This is a genomic window from Actinocorallia sp. API 0066 (assembly GCF_020991275.1).
In the GTDB taxonomy this organism is placed as follows: Bacteria; Actinomycetota; Actinomycetes; order Streptosporangiales; family Streptosporangiaceae; genus Actinocorallia.
The window spans coordinates 275333-296356 of the sequence record NZ_JAJLQY010000003.1; the positions used below are offsets into that span (position 1 = coordinate 275333).

Annotated in this window: 7 protein-coding genes; all 7 read right to left on the reverse strand. The window is 74.5% G+C overall.

Annotation, left to right across the window (positions count from 1 at the left end; genetic code table 11):
- Positions 1 to 104: 104 nt before the first annotated feature.
- The 7 genes from LO762_RS09070 to LO762_RS09100 all read right to left on the reverse strand — a co-directional run bounded on the left by LO762_RS09070 (position 105) and on the right by LO762_RS09100 (position 21010).
- Positions 105 to 272: a hypothetical protein gene (locus LO762_RS09070; protein ID WP_230613981.1), complete on the reverse strand. Its 168-nt coding sequence runs from the start codon at positions 270 to 272 to the stop codon at positions 105 to 107.
- 210 nt (positions 273 to 482) lie between these two features.
- Positions 483 to 689 (reverse strand): MbtH family protein, encoded by a 207-nt coding sequence (locus tag LO762_RS09075; RefSeq protein WP_230613983.1) that lies wholly within the window; start codon positions 687 to 689, stop codon positions 483 to 485.
- Positions 686 to 11821 carry a non-ribosomal peptide synthetase gene (locus LO762_RS09080; RefSeq protein WP_230613985.1) on the reverse strand — a complete coding sequence of 3712 codons (11136 nt, stop codon included), beginning with the start codon at positions 11819 to 11821 and terminating at the stop codon, positions 686 to 688. Before LO762_RS09080 ends, LO762_RS09075 begins: the two co-directional genes overlap by 4 nt.
- A gap of 140 nt (positions 11822 to 11961) precedes the next feature.
- Complete coding sequence (locus tag LO762_RS09085; protein WP_230613986.1) at positions 11962 to 16974, reverse strand: condensation domain-containing protein; 5013 nt, start codon at positions 16972 to 16974, stop codon at positions 11962 to 11964.
- Between the two features lie 297 nt (positions 16975 to 17271).
- Entirely contained in the window at positions 17272 to 19023 is a 1752-nt protein-coding gene (locus LO762_RS09090; protein WP_230613988.1) for a non-ribosomal peptide synthetase, read from the reverse strand.
- Between the two features lie 6 nt (positions 19024 to 19029).
- Positions 19030 to 20181, reverse strand: coding sequence for a TauD/TfdA family dioxygenase (locus LO762_RS09095; RefSeq protein ID WP_230613989.1), 1152 nt, complete (start codon positions 20179 to 20181; stop codon positions 19030 to 19032).
- Between the two features lie 46 nt (positions 20182 to 20227).
- Entirely contained in the window at positions 20228 to 21010 is a 783-nt protein-coding gene (locus tag LO762_RS09100; RefSeq protein WP_230613990.1) for a thioesterase II family protein, read from the reverse strand.
- Between the last annotated feature and the right edge of the window lie 14 nt (positions 21011 to 21024).

Consider the following 21024-nt stretch of genomic DNA (forward strand, 5'->3'; position numbering starts at 1 on the left):
GAACATGCTCCTGACACCGATGTGTGTTTCCGTGCCCGTTCCAGATGCCGGACGGCGCGGTGGACGGGCATGCGAACCACAGCAGGCTGCGGGAGCATCCCTTCTCATCGGTTCCGCCGGGGGCGGCCGCCGTTCAGATAGAGAGGGCGGTGCTCTTGGGCGGCGGTGAGTGCCGCGGCGAGCCGGGCGGGCAGGTCCTCGTCCAGGACGTCGAGGACCATGGCGCATGCCTCATCGAGACGCCGCTGTTCGATCAGGATGGAGATCAGCACGAGCTGACCGAAAACAAGGTGAAGGGATCGATTTACCCGCTTTGGTGCGGTTACCGGAGAGATCCGCCGTACGACTACTCCGGGTTCGGCCCGCCCAGATGCTCGGCCCTCGCCTTTTACCGGCTGGGCCCCGACCGGTCGGGGTGGGGAGTGGGTGATGGCGGCCCTTGGGCGCGGGGAGTGCGCCGGGGCCGCCATCGGGGGGTGGGGTCAGGTGTATTGGGCGACCAGGCTTTGGGGGCGGATGTCGGTCCAGTGGGTTTCGATGTGGGTGAGGCATTCCTGGCGGGTGCCTCGGTCTCGGGCGACGGTCCAGCCGCCGGGGACGGGGGCGAAGTCGGGCCAGAGTGAGTGCTGGCCCTCGTGGTTGACGAGGACGAGGAAGGTTCCGTCGTCGTTGTCGAACGGGTTGGTCATGTGAGCCTCCGTGAGAGCACTGCGCCTATGTGCGCGATGGGCCGGGGGTCGGTCATTCGCAGGTGGGGGGAGTCGACGGGATGGTCGATGACTTCTCCTTCCAGGTGGGGGTGCCAGCGGGCGTGCGCGGGCGGGGTTCCGCCCTGGTTCTCCAACGCGGTGAAGAACAGCGGGTCTCCGGTGAAGACCCGCGGCCGGTGGGCGCACATCAGGTGCGCGTGGTGGACGGCCGCCTCGACGAGTGCCGCCGTCTCGTCCTCGGTGAACCCGGCTAGCACCGGGTCGCGGCGGCGGAGGACCTCGGCGACGGCGACGACCCTGGGGTCGGGCGCTCCCGACGGAGCCCGGCTTCCGAAGCGTTCCGCCCCCTGGTCCGAAGTGAACAGGGCGTCGAGGCGGTCGGGTGGGACGTCCTGCGGGTCCGGGCCGAGGAGCATGGTGACGAGTTCGGCGTCGGTCACCTGCTCGCCGGGCGGCACCGGGTAGGCGTCCAGGAGGGCCAGCAGCTCGACTTCCTCGCCCGCCTCCTGGAGCAGAACGGCCATCTCGTGCGCGACGAGCCCGCCGAACGACCAGCCGAGCAGCCGGTACGGCCCGCGCGGGCTGACCTCGCGGACCGCCGCCAGGTAGTCGACCGCCATCGCCGCGACGCTCTCGGCCCGGTACCCGGACTCAGCCAGCGCGCGCGTCTGCAGCCCGTAGACGGGCTGGTCAGGGCCGAGATGCGGAAGCAACCTCGCGTAGGGCCAGGCCATCCCCGCGCCCGGGTGGACACAGAACAGCGGCGGCCGGTCTCCGGTGGTACGGAACGGGAGGAGCACGTCGGCGACGCCGGGCGCCGCGTCGGCGGGCGTGCCACCGGTCGTCCCGGTGGGCGTCCCGGCATGCGTGCTGGTCGTCCCGGTGGGCGTGCCTCCGGTCGTCCCGGTGGACGTGGTGCTGGTCGTCCCGGTCGGAGTTCCGGCATGCGCGCCGCCGGTGGTTCCGGCGGGCGTGCCGCCGGTGGTTCGGGTGGGTGGTGTGGGGGGTGCGGCGAGGAGTCCGGCGACGGTGGGGGTGCGGAAGATGTCGCGGACGCGGAGGTCGAGGCCCAGGGTGTCGCGGATGCGGGCGACGAGGCGGGTGGCGAGTAGCGAGTGCCCGCCCAGGTCGAAGAAGCCTTCGTCGATCCCGACGCGGTCGACGCCGAGAACCTCGGCGAACAGCGCGCACACCAGGCGTTCGCGGGCGTCGCGGGGACCGCGTGCCCCGCCGGCGCGGGCCGGGGCGGGCAGGGCGCGGCGGTCGAGCTTGCCGTTGGGGGTGAGCGGCAACTCGTCCAGGACGACGATGGCGCTGGGCACCAGGTAGTCCGGAAGCACGCGTGCGGCTTCCGCGCGCAGCGCCTCGGCGTCCAGCACACCACCGGCCGCTGCCCCGCCGCGGGGGTGGGGCGGGGTGGTGGGGGTGACGTAGGCGACTAGGCGTTTGTCGTTGGGGCGGTCTTCGCGGACGGTGACCACGGCGGCGGCGACGCCTGGGAGGGTGGTTAGGGCTTGGGCGGCCTCGTCTGGTTCGATGCGGAAGCCTCGGATTTTTACCTGGGCGTCGGCGCGGCCGAGGAACTTGAGTTCGCCGGCCGGGGTCCAGCGGACCAGGTCGCCGGTGCGGTACATGCGGGAGCCGTCGGCGGCGAAGGGGTCGGGGAGGAAGCGGGAGGCGGTGAGTCCCGGGCGGTCCAGGTAGCCTCGGGCTACCTGGGGGCCGCCCAGGTAGAGCTCGCCTACGCCGCCGAGTGGGACGGGGCGGAGGCGGTCGTCCAGGACGTAGGCGCCGATGTTGTCGAGCGGGGTGCCCAGGCGGACGCCGTCGAAGGTCCGTCCCTCGGTGCCGAAGCGCTGGTGGTGGCTGGCGAAGGTGACCTCGGTCGGGCCGTAGCTGTGCACGACGACGGTGTCCGGGCAGTGGTCGAGCACGGTGCGGAGGACTTCGGGGGCGATGACGTCGCCGCCCGTCCAGACCTCCTTCAGCCGGGCCAGGGCGTCGAGTTCCGTCTCGGCCATGAGGTGGAACAGCCCGGCGGTGAAGTAGGCGGCCGTCACGTCCTCGTCGGTGATGACGCGGGCCATCTCGCGGACGTCGGCGCCGTCACCCGAGGCGATGACGAGGCCGCCGCCGCGCAGCAGCGGCACCCACAGCTCGTAGGTGGAGGCGTCGAAGCCGAACGCCGAATGCACCAGCATCCGCTCATGCCGCGCCGCGTCCCAGCACCCGGCCTCCACCAGGGCGACGATGTTGCTATGGGTGACGCCGACGCCCTTGGGCCTGCCCGTCGAACCGGACGTGAACATCACGTAGGCGAGATCGTCGGGGTGGACGGGCACGCACGGGTCGTCGTCCCGTCCCCCGGGCTGGGGGCGCGACGGCAGGACGCGGGTGCCCGCCTCGCGTTCGGCGGCGAGGATCTCGGGCGCGGTGCCGTCGCCGACGAGGACGGTGGCGCCGGAGTCGGCGAGCACGATCCGCGCCCGCGCGGCGGGCAGCCGGGGATCCACCGGGACGTAAGCGGCACCGCACTTCAGCGCCGCGAGCGTCACCGCTATGAGGTCAGGCCCCGGCCGCACGAGCACGCCCACGGCCCCGCCGGGGACGACACCCGCCGCGATCAGCAGGTGCGCGAGCGCGTTGGCCCGGCCGTCGAGCTCGGCGTACGTGAGCACCACCCCGTCACAGGCGACCGCGACCGCCCCGGCCCGGGAACGGACCCGCCCGGCGAACAGCCCGTGCACGGTCCCGGCCGAAGCAGCCGCGATGCGCGGAGCAGCAGCCGGGACGGGCAGCGCCGCCGAAGCGGCGGAGACCGACAAAGCACCGGGGGCGACAGGCGCGCCGACGGCGGCCGGGGTGCCGGAGACGGTCCGAACGCTGAGGGTGGCCGGGGTGGCCGGGGTGGCCGAGACGCTGGGGGTGGCCAGGGCGGTAGGGGTGGTGGGGGTCGGGGGTGGGAGGGTGACGACTTGGGCGAGTTCGTCGGGGGGCATCAGGGTGACTTCGCCTACGGTCAAGCCTGGGTTGGTGGCTACGGTGGTGAGGAAGCGGACTAGGCGGGCGGTGAGGAGGGTGGCGGTCTGGTGGTCGAAGAGGTCGGTGGCGTATTCGAGGGAGCCGTCCAAAGTGGTGATGGTGCCGTTGGGGGCGCGGTGGACGGCGGCGGCTAGCGTCAGGTCGAACTTGACGGCGCCGGTGTCTACGGGCCAGGGGCTTCCCGCGAGGGGGGAGTCTGCGGGGTCGGCCTGGGTGGATTCGGTGACCAGGAGCATGACCTGGAAGAGGGGGTGGTGGGCGGCGGAGCGGGCCGGGTCGAGGTGTTCGACGAGCAGCTCGAACGGGAGGTCCTGGTGGTCGTAGGCGGCGAGGTCGGCGTCGCGGACGCGGGCTAGGAGGTCGGTGAAGCTCGGGTCGCCGGAAGTGTCGGTGCGGAGGACTACGGTGTTGACGAAGAAGCCGACGAGGCCGTCGAGGTCGGGGTGGTCGCGGCCTGCGGTGACGGTGCCGAGGGGGATGTCGGGGCCGGTGCCGAGGCGGGACAGGACGGCGGCGAAGGCGGCCTGGACGACCATGAACATCGTGGCGCCCGACGAGGCGGCGAGTCGGGCGAGTCCGGCGCGGGTGGCGGCGTCCAGGGCGAACGGGACGTGGCCGCCGTGGTGGGTCGGCTCGGCCGGGCGGGGGCGGTCGGCGGGCAGGTCGAGGACGGGCGGGGCGTCGGCGAGCGCGTCGCGCCAGAAGGCGAGGGAGCGGCCGGCCGGGCTCGCCGCGTCGGACGGGTCGCCGAGCAGGGCGCGCTGCCAGACGGCGTAGTCGCCGTACTGGACGGGCAGCGGCGCCCAAGCCGGGGCCTGCCCCGCCGCGCGGGCCGCGTAGGCGGCGCCGAGGTCGTCCATCAGCCGCGCGACGGACCAGCCGTCCCCCGCGATGTGGTGCAGCACCAGCACGAGGAGCTGTCCCTCGTCCGCCTCCACCAGCCAGACCCGCAACGGCACCTCCGCCCCCACCGCGAACACATGCCCGGTGAGCGCGTCCAACTCGGTCCACAGCGCGCCAGGCGCGGGCCGCCGCACCTCAACAACGGGCCGCCCGAGCTGCGGCCGCGAAGCCCGAACGCTCCGCGCGCCCGACTCCACCGAATGCGTCCAGTCGACGGGCTGCGTCTGCTCCGCGCCCTCGGACCCGACGCCTTGCGGGGGCTGCTCTGAGGGTCCGCTAAACTGGGGGTGTTGTTGGCTTGGGGTGCGGACGTTTGTTGGGTCTGGCGTTGTTTGGGCGTAGGGGCTGGATAGGACGATTTGGTGGGGTTCGGTGTTGATCTGGGTGAAGAGGGAGCGAAGGACTTCGTGGCGGGCGATGACGTCGGTCAGGGCGGCTTCCAGGGTCGCCGGGTCGGCGGGGTGGGTGAGGTGGAGGACGACCGGGATGTTGTAGGAGCGGCTGGGGCCTTCCAGTTCGTTGATGAACCACAGGCGGCGTTGGGCGTAGGAGAGCGGGAGGGGGGCGGACCTGTCGACCGGGACCAGGGCCGGGGCGTCGGCGCGGGTCCTGGTGAGGCGGGGGGCCAGGGCGGCCACGGTCGGGGCGGCGAAGACGTCGCGGACGCCGAGGTCGGCGCTGAGCTCGGCGCGGATCCTGGCGACCAGGCGGACGGCGAGGAGGGAGTGGCCACCCAGGTCGAAGAAGCTGTCGTCGATGGTGACGTCGGGGACGCCCAGGACGTCGGCGAACAGGGCGCACAGGGCGCGTTCGCGTTCGGTGCGGGGGGCCCGGCCGCCCGTCGTGTGGGACGGGGCGGGTAGGGCGCGCTGGTCGAGTTTGCCGTTCGGGTTCAGCGGGAGGGCGGTGAGCGGGACGACGGCCGACGGCACCAGGTGCGCGGGCAGCAGCCGGGCGACAGCCTCGCGCACGGCCCGCGCGTCGAGTGTGTCCGGCGTGAGGTAGGCGACGAGCCGCTTGTCGCCGGGACGGTCCTCGCGGACGGTCACCGCGACCTGGCCCGCCTCCGGGACGGCGGCCCTGACGGCCTGCTCGACCTCGCCGGGCTCGATGCGGAAGCCGCGGATCTTCACCTGTCCGTCGGCGCGGCCGAGGAACTTCAGCTCGCCGTCCGGCGTCCAGCGGACGAGGTCGCCCGTCCGGTACATGCGCGAGCCGTCCGCCGCGAACGGATCGGGCAGGAAGCGGGCGGCGGTGAGGTCGGCCCGGCCGAGGTAGCCGTGCGCGACCTGCGGGCCGCCGACGTACAGCTCGCCGACGCCGCCGAGCGGGACGGGACGCAGCATGTCGTCAAGGACGTAAGCGGCGACGTCGCCCAGGGGCGCGCCGAGGTAGACGCCGCGCAGGTCACGTTCGCCGGGCGGGAACGTCTGGTGGTGGCTGGCGAAGGTCGTCTCGGTCGGGCCGTAGCTGTGCACGACGACCGTCTCGGGGCAGTGCTCCAGGACGGTGCGCAGGACCTCGGGGGCGATGACGTCGCCGCCCGTCCAGACCTCCTTCAGCCGGGCGAGCGCGTCGAGCTCCGTCTCGGCCATGAGGTGGAACAGCCCGGCGGTGAAGTACGCCGCCGTCACCTTCTCCTCGGTGATGATCCGGGCCATCTCGCGCACGTCGGCGCCGTCGCCGGGCGCGACCACGAGGCATCCGCCGCGCAGCAGCGGCACCCACAGCTCGTAGGTGGACGCGTCGAAGCCGAACGCCGAATGCACCAGCATCCGCTCGTGCCGCGCCGCGTCCCACACCGCGTCGAAGACAAGCCGCTTGACGTTGTGGTGGCTGACGGCGACACCCTTGGGCCGCCCGGTCGAGCCGGACGTGAACATGACGTAGGCCGTCGCCGAGTCCGGCACGTCCACACCGGGGTCGGTGTCGAGCCCGGACCCAACGCGCACGCCGTACTCACCTTCGCCCGCAGCCAACGGACCCGCGACACACGCGACATCAGCGGGCACAACGGGCAAGCCGTACTCGCGTCCGGCGTCGGCGACCGGGTCCGCGATGTGCGCGACATCGGCGGGCGCGCCGTACTCGCCTTCGGCGGTGGGGAGTGGACTCGGGGTGTGCGGGACGTCGGCGGGCACGACGGGGGTGCCGTGGGCGCGTTCGGCGGTGGCGAGGGGGCCTGTGGTGTGGGTGGTGTCGGTGAGGAGGGCGGTGGCGTTGGAGTCGGCGAGGACCATGCGGGCGCGGGTGGCGGGGAGGCGGGGGTCGACGGGGACGTAGGCGGCGCCGCACTTGAGGGCGGCGAGGACGGCGGCGACCTGGGCGGGGCCGGGTTCGGTGAGCACGCCGACCGCGTCGCCCGGCCGTACCCCGGCGGCGCGCAGGCGGTGCGCGAGGACGTTGGCGCGGCGGTCCAGCTCGGCGCGGGTCAGGGTGACGTCGGCGCAGACGAGGGCGGGGGCGTCCGGCTCCCGTTCGGCGCGCTCGGTGAAGAGCCGGTGCAGCCCGCCGTCAGGGATCTCGTGCGTGACGGCGGGGGGAAGCAGCCGCGCGCGCTCGCCCGGAGCCAGCGGGTCGAGGGCGCTCAAGCGGCGCGCGGGGGCGGCGGCGACGGCGGTGAGGACGGCGGTGAGGCGGGAGACGAGCAGCGCGGCGGTCTCCCGGTCGAAGAGGTCGGCCGCGTACTCCAGGCCGCCGTCGCAGGCCAGGACGGCCCCTGCGGGGTCGCGCCGGACGGTCAGCGAAAGCGACATGTCGAACTTGACCGTCCCGGTGTCCACCGGCCAGGGTTCGCCCGCCAGCGCGGCCGGGGCTTCGGCCGTCTCGTCCTGGACGGACAGCATGACCTGCACGAGCGGGTGGTGGGCGGCCGACCGGACGGGGTTGAGGTGCTCGACGAGGAGGTCGAACGGCGTGTCCTGGTGCGCGTAAGCGGCGAGGTCGGCCGCGCGCACACGGTCGAGGAGTTCGGTGAAAGCGGGGTCGCCGGAAACGTCGGTGCGCAGGACTAGTGTGTTGACGAACAGGCCGACGAGGTCGTGCAGCGCCTCGTCGTCACGGCCTGCGACAACAGTGCCGATCGGCAGGTCGGTGCCCGCGCCGAGGGCTCGGAGCACCGTGGCGAAGGCGGCCTGGACGACCATGAACAGGGTGGCGCCGGAGGCGGCGGCGAGCCGGGCCAGGCCGTCGTGGACGTCGGGGTCGAGGGCGAACAGGACGGCGCCGCCGCGGTGGGTGGGGGCGGCCGGGCGCGGCCGGTCGGCGGGCAGGTCGAGCACCGGCGGGGCTCCCGCCAAGGTGTCCTTCCAGAAGGCGAGGTGGTGGGCGAGGGGGCTTTCCGGGTCGGCGGCGTCGCCGAGCAGGGCGCGCTGCCAGACGGCGTAGTCGCCGTACTGGACGGGGAGCGGCGTCCAGGCGGGGGGCTCGCCCGCGGCGCGGGCGGTGTAGGCGGCGTCCAGGTCGGCGAGGAGGCGGCCGACCGACCAGCCGTCACCGGCGATGTGGTGCAGCACGAGGACGAGGATCTGGCCGCTCTCCGGCGCGGTGACGAGCGCGGCCCGGACGGGCGGTTCCGCGCCTACCGCGAAGGCGTGCCCGGCGAGGGCGTCGAGCGCCTCCCAAAGGCCGTCCTCGGGGACGTCGAGGGTCTCCACGCGGGGGTGTTCGCCGGGCGTGACGCGCTGGTGCGGCTCGCCGTCGATGACGGTGAAGACCGAGCGGAGCACCTCGTGCCGCTCCACCACGTCGCCTAGCGCGGCTTCCAGGACGGCCGCGTCCACCGGACGCGTCAGGCGGATCAGCACCGGGATGTTGTAAGAACGTCCGGGGCCTTCCAGCTCGTGGACGAACCACAGCCGCCGCTGGGCGAACGACAGCGGGAGCGGGCCCGACCTGTCCGTCGGGACGAGCGCGGGACGGGCCGCCGCCGCTGCCCGCTCGATCCGGGCGGCGAGACCGGCCGGGGTGGGCGCGAGGAACAGGTCGCGGATGCCGATCTCGGCGCCCAGGACCGCGCGCACCCGGTTGACCAGCCGCACGCCGAGCAGGGAGTGGCCGCCGAGCGCGAAGAAGTCGGCGTCCCGGCCGACCGACGGCAGGGCGAGCACCTCGGCGAACAGGGCGGCCAGCGCGTCGGTGCCCGCGCCGTCCGACGCGGCGGGGACGGCGGTGTGCGCGAGGGCTTCGGCGACCGCCGCGCGGCGTGCGGCCAGCCCGGCCTCCTCCGAGGGCGACAGCACGGCCAGGGCGTCGACGGGCCTGGACGGGTCGGCGGCGACGGCCTCCAGGACCCGGACGAACAGGTCGAGCAGCAGTCGGGCGGTGTCCTCGTCGAACAGGTCGAGGGCGTACTGCCACCAGATCTCCAGGCCGTCCTCGTCCGCCACGCACGAGACGCTGAGGTCGAACTTGGCGGTGTCAAGCCCGGCGGGCTCGACCCGTCCCGTCAGCGGGCCGAACGGCACGGCGGCGCCCGACTCGGGGCCGTCGAGGGTCAGCATCACCTGGAAGAACGGGTGCCGGGCCAGCGACCTGGGCGGGTTGAGGTGCTCGACGAGCAGGTCGAACGGCAGGTCCTGGTGGGCGTAGGCGGCCAGGTCGGCGTCGCGCACCCGGTCGAGCAGCTCGGCGAACGTGGGCCCGCCCGAGACGTCGGCGCGCAACACCAGCGTGTTGACGAAGAACCCGACGAGGTCGGTGAGCGCCTCGTCCGCCCGGCCCGCGACCGGCGTCCCGATCGCGACGTCCGTGCCCGCCCCGGCCCTGGCCAACGCGGCCGCGAGCCCGGCCCGCACCGCCATGAACGGGCTGGCCCCCCGCTCCTCGGCGAGCGCAAGCAGCCGCCGCGCCGGTTCCGCGCCCAGCCGCGCGCTGAGGGTGGCGCCCCGGTACGTCGGCTCAGCCAGCCGAGGCCGATCCGCGGGCAGGTCGAGGCTGGGCGGCAGCCCGTCCAACGCCCGCCGCCAGAACGCGATCTGCCGCGCCAACGTACTCGCCGGGTCGCCGGGATCGCCGAGCGCCTCCTGCTCCCACAGAGCGAAGTCGGCGTACTGGACGGGCAACGGCTCCCACTCGGGCTCCGTCCCCCCGAGCCGGGCGGCGTAGGCGGCGGCGAGGTCACGCAACAGCGGCCCAAGCGACCACCCGTCCGTCGCCACGTGGTGCACCAACACGACGAGCACCGCGTCGCCGCCCGTGACGGCGTTCGTGTCGGGTTCGCTGGTGAACAGGCGGGCCTTCAGGGGGACGTCGGTGAGGAGGTCGAAGGCGGTGTCGCAGAAGGCGGCGACGAGGCCGTCGCGTTCGGCGGGCCGGCAGGTGGTGGCGGAGAAGAGGCGGCGGGCGGTGGCTTCCTCCGGGGTCAGGACGTGCTGGAAGGGTTCGCCGTCGGCGGCGGGCAGGATCGTGCGGAGCACCTCGTGTCGCTCGACCAGGTCGGCGACGGCGTGCTCCAGCGCCGTCAGGTCCGGGACGCCGTCCAGGCGCAGCACCAGCGGCACGTTGTAAGCGGCCGAGCCGCCTTCGAACCGGCTGAGGAACCACAGGCGGCGCTGCGCGTACGACAGCGGGATCCGCTCGTCCTCGGGCACCTCGGGAACCGTGTGCGCCGGCTCCGGCGCGACGACGGGCGCCGCGACGACCCGTCCGGGAACCAGCGTGCGCAGGAACGGCCTGTCGATCTTCCCCGTCCCCGCCCGCGGCATCACGGGCAGCAACGTCACCGTCCCGGGCACCGCCGCCGCCGGAAGATAAGCAGCCAGATGCGCCCGCAACACCCCAGCCAGCTCCGAACCAGCCGAACTCCCCCCGTCCCCGGCAGCGCCAGGTCCCGCGGTCGCGGCGGGGTCGGTGGCGAGGGTGGGGACGGCGTAGGCGGCGAGTTGGCGGGTGCCGTCGTCCAGGGTGCGGACGACAACGGCGGCCTCGCGGACGGACGGGTGCTCCAGGAGGACGGCTTCGACGGCCAGGGGGTCGATGCGGTGGCCGCTGATCTTGACTTCGTCGTCGATGCGGCCCAGGTAGCCGAGGGCGCCGTCGGGGCGGATGACGGCGCGGTCGCCGGTGCGGTAGGCGCGGGCGCCGTCCAGGCGGGTGAAGCGCCGCTCGGTGAGGGCGGCGCGGCCGAGGTAGCCGTGGGCGAGGCCGCCGCCGAGCAGCCACAGTTCGCCGTCCACGAGGGCCGCCTGGACGCCGGGCAGCGGCAGCCCGATGGGGACCTCGCCGCCGTCGAAGCCGGTGAGGTCGGCGACAGTAGCCACGACGGTGGCCTCGGTGGGCCCGTAGGTGTTGAGGAGCCGCACCCCGGCGGCGTGGCGGCGCCAGCGCGCGATCCGCTCCGGCATCGCCGCCTCCCCGCCGATGATGACGAGCCGCAGCTCCGGCGGAAGCGAGACGACACCGGTGGAGACGGCGTAAGCGAGCTCGTGCCAGTAGGCCGTCGGCAGGTCCAGGACGGTGACGCCCCGCGCCACACACCCCGCCACAAGGCCCGGAACATCCAACATGTCCGGGTCGCGCAGCACCAGCGTCGCCCCCGCGCACAGCGTCACGAACACCTCTTCGACACTCGCGTCGAAGTGCAGCGGCGCGAACTGGAGAACCCGGTCCCCCTCCCCGATCCCGTAGACCGCGAGCGCCCCCGCGACAAAGTGCGCCAACGCCTCTCGCCCGACCACAACCCCGTTGGGCGTCCCCGTCGACCCCGACGTGTAGATCACATACGCCGCCCCCTCCGGCACCCCCTCCCCCGAAAGCACAACCCCGCCCGCCCCGGCTTCGATGCTCCCGTCGTCCCGGCCGCCCGTCGCGTCGGTGAGGATGGCGGTGGTGCGGGCGGGTGGGGCGGTGGGGTCGAGGGGGAGGTAGGCGGCGCCGGTGTGGAGGACGGCGAGGAGGGTGACGAGGGTGGGGAGGTCGCGGTCGCCGCGGACGGCGACGAGGCGGCCGGGGGCGGCGCCCCGGGCGGTGAGCTCGGCGGCGCGGGTGGTGATGGCGGCGGCGAGGTCGGCGTAGGTGAGGTGGTCCGGGCCGTGTTCGAGGGCGGGGCGGTCCGGGTGCAGGTGTGCGCGTTCGGTGATGAGGGCGAGCAAGTCCCGCGGCGGGGTGGGCAGCGGGCCGCCGTCGAGGACGGGGGTCGCGGTCTCGGTGGTGAGGGTCGGCGCCATGGGAGGTCCTCCGGATCGCAGCGGCTCTTCGGTCGGCCCGGCCCGGATGGTCGGCCGGTCATCGGCAGGCTATGTCGGCAGATCTTCGGATATCGGCAGGTCAGGCGGCAGATAGCGGGGGGATAGTCCGGTGATGGCGGTCAGTGCTTGGCGGCGTCGTGCAAGCGGGCGCCGCCCCTGGTGCGGCGGCGCAGCGCGGGCCGCGCCGCCTCGGGCGCGGGGGCCTGCGGGGCGGCGGCCTGGAGACGGGCGGCGAGCGTCGCGACCGTGGGCGCCTGGAAGACGTCACGGAGCGTCAGTTCGCCGGGAACGCTCGCCCGCACGCGGTTGAGCAGCCGGACGGCGAGCAGCGAGTGGCCGCCGATCTTGAAGAAGTTGTCGTCGACGCCGACCGGCCGACCGCCGAGCAGGTCGCGGAACAGCGCGGCGAGCAGCTCCTCGACGGGGCCCCGGGGGGGACGTCCGGCGGGCGCGGCGCGCTCGGGGGCGGGCAGCGCGGCCCGGTCGAGGCCGCCGTGCTCGGTGAGCGGCAGGGCCGGCAGCGCCACGACGGCGTCGGGCACCAGGTGCTCGGCGAGGACCTCGCCCACCCGCTCGCGCAGCCCCGTGGCATCCGCGCCCGGCGCCAGCACGACATAGGCGACAAGCCCACCGTCTCGGATGACGACGGCGGCCTCGCGCACCTGCGGCGAGAGGAGGAGCACCTCTTCCACCGCGCCGGTGTCGAGCCGGTCGGGGTCGGCGACCGGGCCCAGGTGACGCAGCGTGCCGTCCGCCGCCCGGCGCACCAGCGCGCCGGTGCGCGCCATCCGGCCGCCGTCGGGCCGGAACGGGTCCGCGACGAACCGCGTCGCGGAGACCCCCGGCGCGGCCGGGAACCCCTCGGCGAGCCCGTCTCCGCCGACGTACAGCTCACCTGGCGTCCCGGCGGGCACCGGACGAAGCCGAGCGTCCAGCACATAGCGGACCGCGCCGCCCACGGGACCGCCCGCCAGATCCGGCGCATGCACGACCCGCGCGTCACGCAGCAGCGCCCGGACCCGCGCCCGAGGCCCGTCCTCCCGAGGCACCCCGGTGACGGCCACCTCCCGCAGCCGGGCGAGCGCCTCCGGCCGAACCTCCGCGATCCGCTCCAGCAACCGCGCGGGCAACGCCAACGCGGTCACACCATGCGCCACCACAAGATCGGCGACCTCCTCCGCCGACGGCCGCGCCCGCGACGCCAACACACACGTCCCGCCCACGGCCAGCGCCCCCCAGAACTCGGCGACGAACGACCCCCAGGAGACCGGCCCCCACTGAAGCCGCACCACGCCCCGCCCCCCACAACACGCGCCGACCACGACCCGATGCGACACCAGCACCGCCCGCCCCTCCCCCGACACGTCCCCAACAAGCACCACACCCACCGCATCCCCCGCATCCCCCGACCCACGCGGAGCGCTCGGGGTACCTGACTCATCCGGGGCGAACGGCATGCGTGACACGTCCGGTGTGCCCAGTGCGAGCGGCGCACCAGACATGCCCGACGTGCCAGGCATTCCCGATGCGTCCGGCGCGTGCGAAGTGACCGGCATGCCCAGCGCGTCTGGAGGTGTGTTCGGGGTGGGAGGGGCGGGGTTGTTTGGGGTGTCCAGGAGGAGTACCGGGAAGGTGGGCGGGGTTGGGTGGGTGGGGTCGGAGACCAGGAGGGTCGCGCGGCTCTCCAGGAGGAGGGGTAGGGGGTCGGTGGCCGGGTCGAGGACCGCGTGGGCGGCGCCGGTTCGGGCGATCGCCAGGACGGTGGTGGCGAGTGGGAGTGCGCGGTCCAGGAGGACGGCGACGGTCTGGCCTCGGCGGGCGCCGTGGGCGGCCAGACGGGCGGCGAGTGCGGCGGAGGCGGCGTCCAGTTCGCGGTAGGTGAGGGTGCCGTCGGCGGCGATGACGGCGGTCGCGTCCGGGGCCGCCGCGACGTGGTCGGCGAACAGGTCGGGCAGGGTCGCGTCACGCGGCACCGGCACGGGCCGGGGGTCGGGTGCCTCTCGCGAAGCCGGGCCCTCGTCGAGCGTGGCCAGGGGGGAGGGGGTGGGGTCGGTGAGGTTTAGGGCGGAGATGGGGAGGTCGGGGGTGGTGGGGGCGGTGAGGAGGGTTCGGGTGAGGAGGTGGGAGACGAGGGTGGCGAAGTCGGGGTCGAAGAGGTCGGCGGCGGATTCGACGACGCAGGAGAGGCCGTCGGGGGCGCCCAGGGGGTCTCGGCGTTCTCGGACGGCGACGGTCAGGTCGAACTTGGCGGTGTCGCCGGCGACGGGGATCTCGGTGCCAGCCAGGGGGGAGCCCGCGGTTTCCTCCTGGAAGGAGGTCTGGACGGTCAGCATGACCTGGACCAGGGGGTGGCGGGAGGTCGATCTGACCGGGTTGAGGTGTTCCACGACGAGGTCGAACGGGACCTCCTGGTGGGCGTAGGCGGCCAGGTCCGCCGCACGGACCCGGGCGAGGAGTTCGGCGAACGTGGGGTCGCCCGAGACGTCGGTGCGCAACACCAGCGTGTTGACGAAGAACCCGACGAGGTCGTGCAATGCCTCGTCGTCACGGCCCGCCACCACGGTGCCGATCGGCAGGTCGCGGCCCGCGCCCAGCCGTTCCAGCACCACCGCGAAGGCCGCCTGGACGACCATGAACAGGGTCGCGCCGGACGCGGCGGCGAGCCTGGCGAGCGCCCGGTGCGCGGCGGCGTCGAGCTCGAACGGGACGAGTTCGCCGCGCGGGGCGGGCGCGGCGGGGCGCGGCCGGTGCCCGGGGATCTCCAGCAGCGGCGGCGCGCCCTCCAGCGTCTCCTTCCAGTAGGCGAGCTGCCGGGCGAGCGGGCTGTCGGGATCGTCCGCGCCGCCGAGCAGGGCCCGCTGCCAGACGGCGTAGTCGCCGTACTGCACCGGCAGCGGCGCCCACGCCGGCGCCTCGCCACGGGCCCGCGCGGCGTACGCCTCCCCCAGGTCGGCGAGCAAACGCCCGACCGACCAGCCGTCCCCCGCGATGTGATGCAGCACCAACACCAGCACGTCACCCGAGCCCGTCGTGACGAGCGCGGCCCGCAGCGGCGGTTCGGCCCCGACGTCGAAGGCATGCCCGGCGAGCGCGTCGAGCACCGCCGCCTCGTTCGAGCTGCGACCGTGTGCGTCCTCGGCGGGAGTGTTCGTGCCACGCTCGGGTTCGTGTTGGTTCGGGCGCGGGTGATGCCCGGTGTTCGGCTTGGTGGCCGAGATGATCTGCAGGTGGGGGCGGAGGGTGGGGTGGACGCGTTGGTGGGGTTCGCCGTCGATGACGGTGAAGACCGAACGGAGGACTTCGTGGCGGTCTGCCACGTCGGCGAGGGCGGCTGCCAGGATCGTCGGGTCCACGGGGTGGGTCAGGCGGATCAGGACCGGGATGTTGTAGGCGCGGCCGGGGCCTTCCAGTTCGTGGACGAACCAGAGGCGGCGTTGCGCGAAGGACAGGGGCACGCCGCCGGACCTGTCGACGGGGACGAGGGGCGGCCGGTCGGCCCCGGCGGACTCGCCGATCCGCGCGTCGAGTCCGACGACCGTCGGGGTGAGGAACAGGTCGCGGATGCCGATCTCCACGTCGAGCACGGCCCGGATCCGGTTCACCAGCCGCACGCCGAGCAGCGAGTGCCCGCCGCTGCGGAAGAAGTTGTCGTCACCGCCGACGAACGGCAGCCCGAGCGCCTCCGCGAACAGCCCGGCAAGGATCTCCTGACGAGGCGTGAGCGCCACGGCCCCCTCCGGCTTCCCGGACGTACCGGGCTTTTCGGGCGGGGTGAGGCGGCGCCGTCGTTCGGCGAGGCCCGCCAGTTCTTCGGCGGTCAGGAGGTCCGTTGTGTCTGCGGGTCGGGCGGGGGTGGTGGCGACGGCCTCAAGGACGCGCGTGAACACCGTGAGGAGCAGGCGGGCGGTCGTCTCGTCGAAGAGGTCCTGGGCGTACTGCCACCAGATTTCGAGGCCGTCGCCGTCGGGGAGTTCGGTGCAGAAGACGGTGAGGTCGAACTTGGCGGCGCGGAGGTCCACCGGCGAGATCCGGCCCGGAACACCGCCCAGGTCGTACCCGTCCTGGGGGGTGGCGTCCAGGGTGAGCATCACCTGGAAGAACGGGTGCCAGGCCAGGGTGCGCTCGGGGTTGAGGTGTTCGACGAGCAGGTCGAAAGGCAAGTCCTGGTGGGCGAAGGCGCCGAGGGCGGTCTCGCGGACGCGGTCCACCAGGTCGGTGAAAGGCAGGTCGGGCGGGACGTCGGCGCGCAGCACCAGGCTGTTCACGAAGAACCCGACGAGGTCCTCCAGCGCCTCCTCCGCGCCGCGCCCGGCGACGGGCGTCCCGATCGCGACGTCCCGCTGCCCGGAGACGGCGGCGAGCGCGGCGGCGAGCCCGGCCTGGAGCACCATGGCGAGGCTGGCGCGACGGGCCCGGCCGAGCGCGCGCAGCCCCGCCAGCGCGGCGCCGTCGACGCGCGCGGTGGCGAGCCCGCCGCGCCCGGACGGTTCGGCGGGGTGCGGCCGGTCGGCGGGCAGGGCGAGCCGGTCGGGCAGGCCGTCCAGGGCGGCCCGCCAGTAGGCGAGCTGTTCGGCCGCCTCGCTGTCGGGGTCGGCGGGGTCGCCGAGCACGTCGCGCTGCCACAGCGCGTAGTCGGCGTACTGGATGTCGAGCGGCGGACGCGCGGGCGCCGTCCCGGCCAGTCGGGCGGCGTACGCTTCGGCGAGGTCGCGCAGCAGCGGGCCGAGCGACCCCCCGTCCGTCGCGACGTGGTGCAGCAGCAGCACCAACACCGAGGCGTCAGGCCCGGTGACGAACAGGCGAGCCCGTAGCGGCAGGTCCGTGAGCAGGTCGAAGGGCAGCCCGCAGAACTCCCCGACGAGCACGTCGGCCTCGTCAGCCCCGCACCGCACGACGGTCAACAGGCCGGAAGGCGGCTCCAGCACCCGCTGACAGGGCTCCCCGCCGACGACGGGCAGCACCGTGCGCAGCACCTCGTGCCGCGCGGTCAGGTCGGTGAGCGCGGCGGCGAGCGCCGCCGCGTCCGGCACCCCGGCGAGCCGCACCACGACCGGCGCGTTGTAGGTCGCGGACTGTCCGTCCAGACGGTTCAGGAACCACAGCCTGCGCTGCGCGTACGACAACGGGATCACGGGGTCCTCCTAAGCGGCGTCCAGCCGGGGCGGGCAGGGCCGCCCGCCCCGAGAGGCGTGTTCGTCAAGGTCGCGCACTGGGCGCGTCCCACCGGGCTGTGGTCGGTTAGCCCGAAGGCGGATCTTCGGCAACTCCCGACTTCGTCGGGAGCGCCCGCCTCGGGCTGTGTTCGGTTGGCCCGGAGGCGGGCCCTCGGCAGCCCCCGACTTCGTCGGGAGCGCCCGGCACCGGGCTGTGTTCGAGGGGCCCCGAGGGCGGGCGCTGGGCGGCTGCCGAGCGGCCGCCCCCGGGTCGGGTCAGACGGGGGCGGGGGCGCGGTCGAGGGCGGATTCGATGCGGGCGGCGAGGTCGCGGAGGCGCGGGTTCTGGTAGACGTCGCGGACGGGCAGGCGGAGGCCCAGGTCGGCGCGGACCCGGGCGACGAGCTTGATGGCGAGCAGCGAGTGCCCGCCGAGTTTGAAGAAGTTGTCGTCGGCGGTGATGCCGGGCCGCTCCAGCACCTCGGACCAGACGGCGGCGATGAGCGCCTCGACCGGGCCGAGCGGCGCCGCGTCGGCGGTCCCCGCCGGGACGGCGGCGACGGGGTCGGGCACCGGCGTCGGCAGCGCCGCCCGGTCCAGCTTCCCGTTGGGCGTCGTCGGGAACCGTTCGACGGCGACGAGCGCGGCGGGCACCATGTAGGGCGCCAGCCGCGCCGCGAGGTGCTCCCGCAGCTCCGCCGCCGAGACGGCTTCCGCCACCCGGTAGTAGCCGACCAGGCCGTCCTCCCGGAGGGCGACGGCGGCCTCAGCGACCGCCGGGTGGGCGGTGAGCGCCGCCTCGATCTCGCCGATCTCGACCCGGTGCCCGCGCACCTTGACCTGGCCGTCGGCGCGGCCCAGGTACTCCAGGCCGCCGCCGGGCAGCAGCCGACAACGGTCCCCGGTGCGGTACATCCGGGACCCGTCGGCGGCGGCGACGTCCGCGACGAACCGCTCCCCGGTGAGGCGCGGCCGGTTGCGGTAGCCCCGCCCCACCCGCACCCCCGCCAGGTACAGCTCGCCCGTCTCGCCCTCGCCGACCGGGCGCAGCCGCTCGTCCAGCAGCCGCGCGGACAGGCCGGGCAGGACGGCGCCCAGGTGCGGCCGGTCGGCGGCGGCGATCCACGCGGCGGTGGCGTCGACGGTGCACTCGGTCGGCCCGTAGACGTTCACCGGCCGCAGCACCCCGGCCTCGGCGAGCGCGGCCAGGCGCGCCCACAGCGCCGGGGAGATCGCCTCTCCCCCGACGAGCAGGGTGAGCGGCGGCGCGCCCGGACGGTGCCGGGCGGCCAGCGGGTCGAGCAGGTGCTCGGCGTGCGAGGGGGTGATGTCGAGGTCGGTCAGCCCGGTGTCGGCGACGAGCGCGGCGAACAGGTCGGGGTCGGTCCGCGTCTCCTCGTCGATCATGACGACGGTGTCGCCCCGGCACAGCCGCACCCACTGCTGGACCGAGGCGTCGAAGGACGGCGAGGCGTTCCAGCCGACCCGCCCGGCCTCGGTCGTCGCGATCCCGACGGCCTCCAGCTCGGCGAGCAGCGCGGCGGCTGCCCCCCGGGTGATCTCCACGCCCTTGGGCGCGCCGGTCGAGCCGGAGGTGTAGATGACGTAAGCGAGGTCGTCGGGGCGGGTCGGCGCGGGCCGGTAGGCGGCGCACGGGCCGCCGGGCGCGGTCAGCTCGGCGGGCGTCAGGCAGGGCACGTTGACGCCGGGGATCGGCGGGCCGATGACGAGATCGGCGCCGGAGTCCGCGACGAGGTGGCGGCGCCGCTCGGCGGGCAGCTTCGGATCGACCGGCAGGTAGGCGGCGCCCGCCGTCAGCGTGCCGACGAGGGCGAGCAGCAGGTCGGCGCCGCGCGGCAGGTGCAGCGCGACGACCCGCTCGGGTCCGACGCCGTGCGCCGCGAGCCGCCGGGCGATCCGGCCCGCGTGGGTGCGCAGCTCGCCGAACGTGAGGGCGAGGTCGCCGTCCAGGACGGCGGTCCGCTCGGACGGCACGGCGCCGAGGCGGTCCAGCAGGTCCGTCGTCATCGCGGGTCACTCCTTCGGGGCCGCCGCGGGCGCGGCGGGCGGGGTCAGCGGCCGGCAGGCGGCCAGCGGCACGGGGTCGCCCATGGCGACGAGGATCTTCCGATCGCCGCGGTAGGACTCGCGGCCGTGGGCGGACAGGATGTTGTCGACGAGCAGTAGGTCGCCGCGCTGCCACGACTCGCGCGCGGTGACCTCGGTGTAGACGCGGTCCAGCTCGGCGGCCTCCGCCTCGCTGATCGGGGAGCCGTCCCCGACGAAGGTGTCGAACGGGAGGCCGTCGTCGCCGTAGGTGTCCAGCAGGACGTCGCGGACGTCGGCGTCGAGCGTCCAGCGGTTCCAGAACGTGAAGTGGTTGAACCAGACGTGCTCGCCGGTGACGGGGTGGGTGACGACGGCCGAGCGGCGCTGGCGGGTCCGCAGCTCCCCGTCGGCGAGCCACTCGTGGCCGATGACGTTCTCGCGGCAGTACGCCTCGACCGTCTCCGGGTCCTCGGTGGCGAAGCTCGTCTGCCAGGGCAGCCCGGCCAGGTCGGAGTAGTTCCGGACGAGCAGCCAGCCGTGCTCGGCGAACCGCGCGCGCAGGCTCTCCGGGATGCGGCGCAGCGCCTCGCGCATGTCGCCGACGGTCGTCGCGCCGCCCTCCTCCGGCGCGACGAGGCAGCCGAACAGGAGGGTGCCGGGGAATTCGAGGGTGTAGCTGTTCTCGTTGTGCAGCCGGATCGGCTGGGCCGCGGGCAGGTCGGTCGACGAGAACACGCCCTCACCGAAGTCGGTGCGCGGCGTCGCCTTCTCCTTGTACCCGGCGGGCCGCTCGATGAGGACGTCGCGGGCCCGGGCGAAGTCGGCGGCGTCCGCCACCGGCAGCCCCCGCACCATGACGGAGCCGGAACGCAGCAACTCGGCCCGCAGCGCGGCCCGGTGGTCCCGCAGCCACTCCACCGCCGGGTCGAGCGCGGGAAAGTACGGCGCCTGCACGATCGGCGGCCGCCCCGCCGGACGGTGCACCGCCAGATCGGGCCCGGCGGACACCGGAGACGGCGCGGGACGGTCCACCGCGAGGTCGGGCATGACGGACGTCAGGGACAGGGCGGTGCCGTCCACCGCCAGGTCGGGCGGGGCGGGGGGTTGGGGGAAGGTGGTGGCGGTGGTCGGGGACATGGGGGCTACCTCCGGTCTGCTTGGGCGGACGGTGTTTGCCGGGCCGTCAGGCGGGCCGGGCCGCCAGGATCGACGTGACGAGGGACAGGAACTCCGGCAGGCGGTCCTGGAAGTAGAAGTGGCCGCCGGGCAGGACCGTCAGGGCCGCCTCGCGGTCGGTGACCTCAGCCCAGTCGGCGAGCGCGTCGACCGGCACGATCGGGTCCTGGGCGCCGCCGAGCGCGGTGACGGGGCAGCCGAGCGCGGGCAGCGCGCCGGTGAAGCGGTAGGCGTCGTCGATGGCGAAGTCGGCGCGGATCGACGGGAGCACGATCTCGCGCAGCTCCGGCTCGTCGAGGACGGCGTCGTCGGTGCCGCCGCGTTCCTTGAGCGCCGCGACGAGGTCGTCGTCGGTGAGCCGCTCCGGCTCGACCCGGCTCGGGTTCGGCAGGAACGGCGCACGGCACGCGGACGCGACGAACGCGCGCGGCGGACGTCCCTGCGCGGTCAGCGCCCGCGCCACCTCGAACGCCACGAGCGACCCCATGCTGTGCCCGAGGACAACAAGGTCGTCGGTGTCCTCGGGCAGGCACGCGGCGATGGGCCCCGCGAGGTCGTCGATACCGACCGGCAGGTCCTCGGCGAACCGAGCGCCCCGGCCCGGATACTGCCCGATGAGCAGCCTCACGTCAGCGGGCAGCAGCCCCCGCCAGTCGGCGTAGGCATGCGCGTTCCCACCCGCATGCGGAAGCACGAGCAGCGACGTACGATGGCGCGCCGCACCGGGCAACCGCCACACCACGTCATCAGCGGCGACCGTCGCCGCCAAGTACTGGACCGGACTCATCATGCACTCCATTCGAG

Bases quoted from the DNA above. Each gene is read 5' to 3' on its own strand.
- LO762_RS09095 (WP_230613989.1), bottom strand. From the start codon at position 20,181: ATGTCCCCGACCACCGCCACCACCTTCCCCCAACCCCCCGCCCCGCCC.
- LO762_RS09090 (WP_230613988.1), bottom strand. From the start codon at position 19,023: ATGACGACGGACCTGCTGGACCGCCTCGGCGCCGTGCCGTCCGAGCGG.
- LO762_RS09100 (WP_230613990.1), bottom strand. From the start codon at position 21,010: ATGATGAGTCCGGTCCAGTACTTGGCGGCGACGGTCGCCGCTGATGAC.
- LO762_RS09075 (WP_230613983.1), bottom strand. From the start codon at position 689: ATGACCAACCCGTTCGACAACGACGACGGAACCTTCCTCGTCCTCGTC.
- LO762_RS09080 (WP_230613985.1), bottom strand. From the start codon at position 11,821: ATGGCGCCGACCCTCACCACCGAGACCGCGACCCCCGTCCTCGACGGC.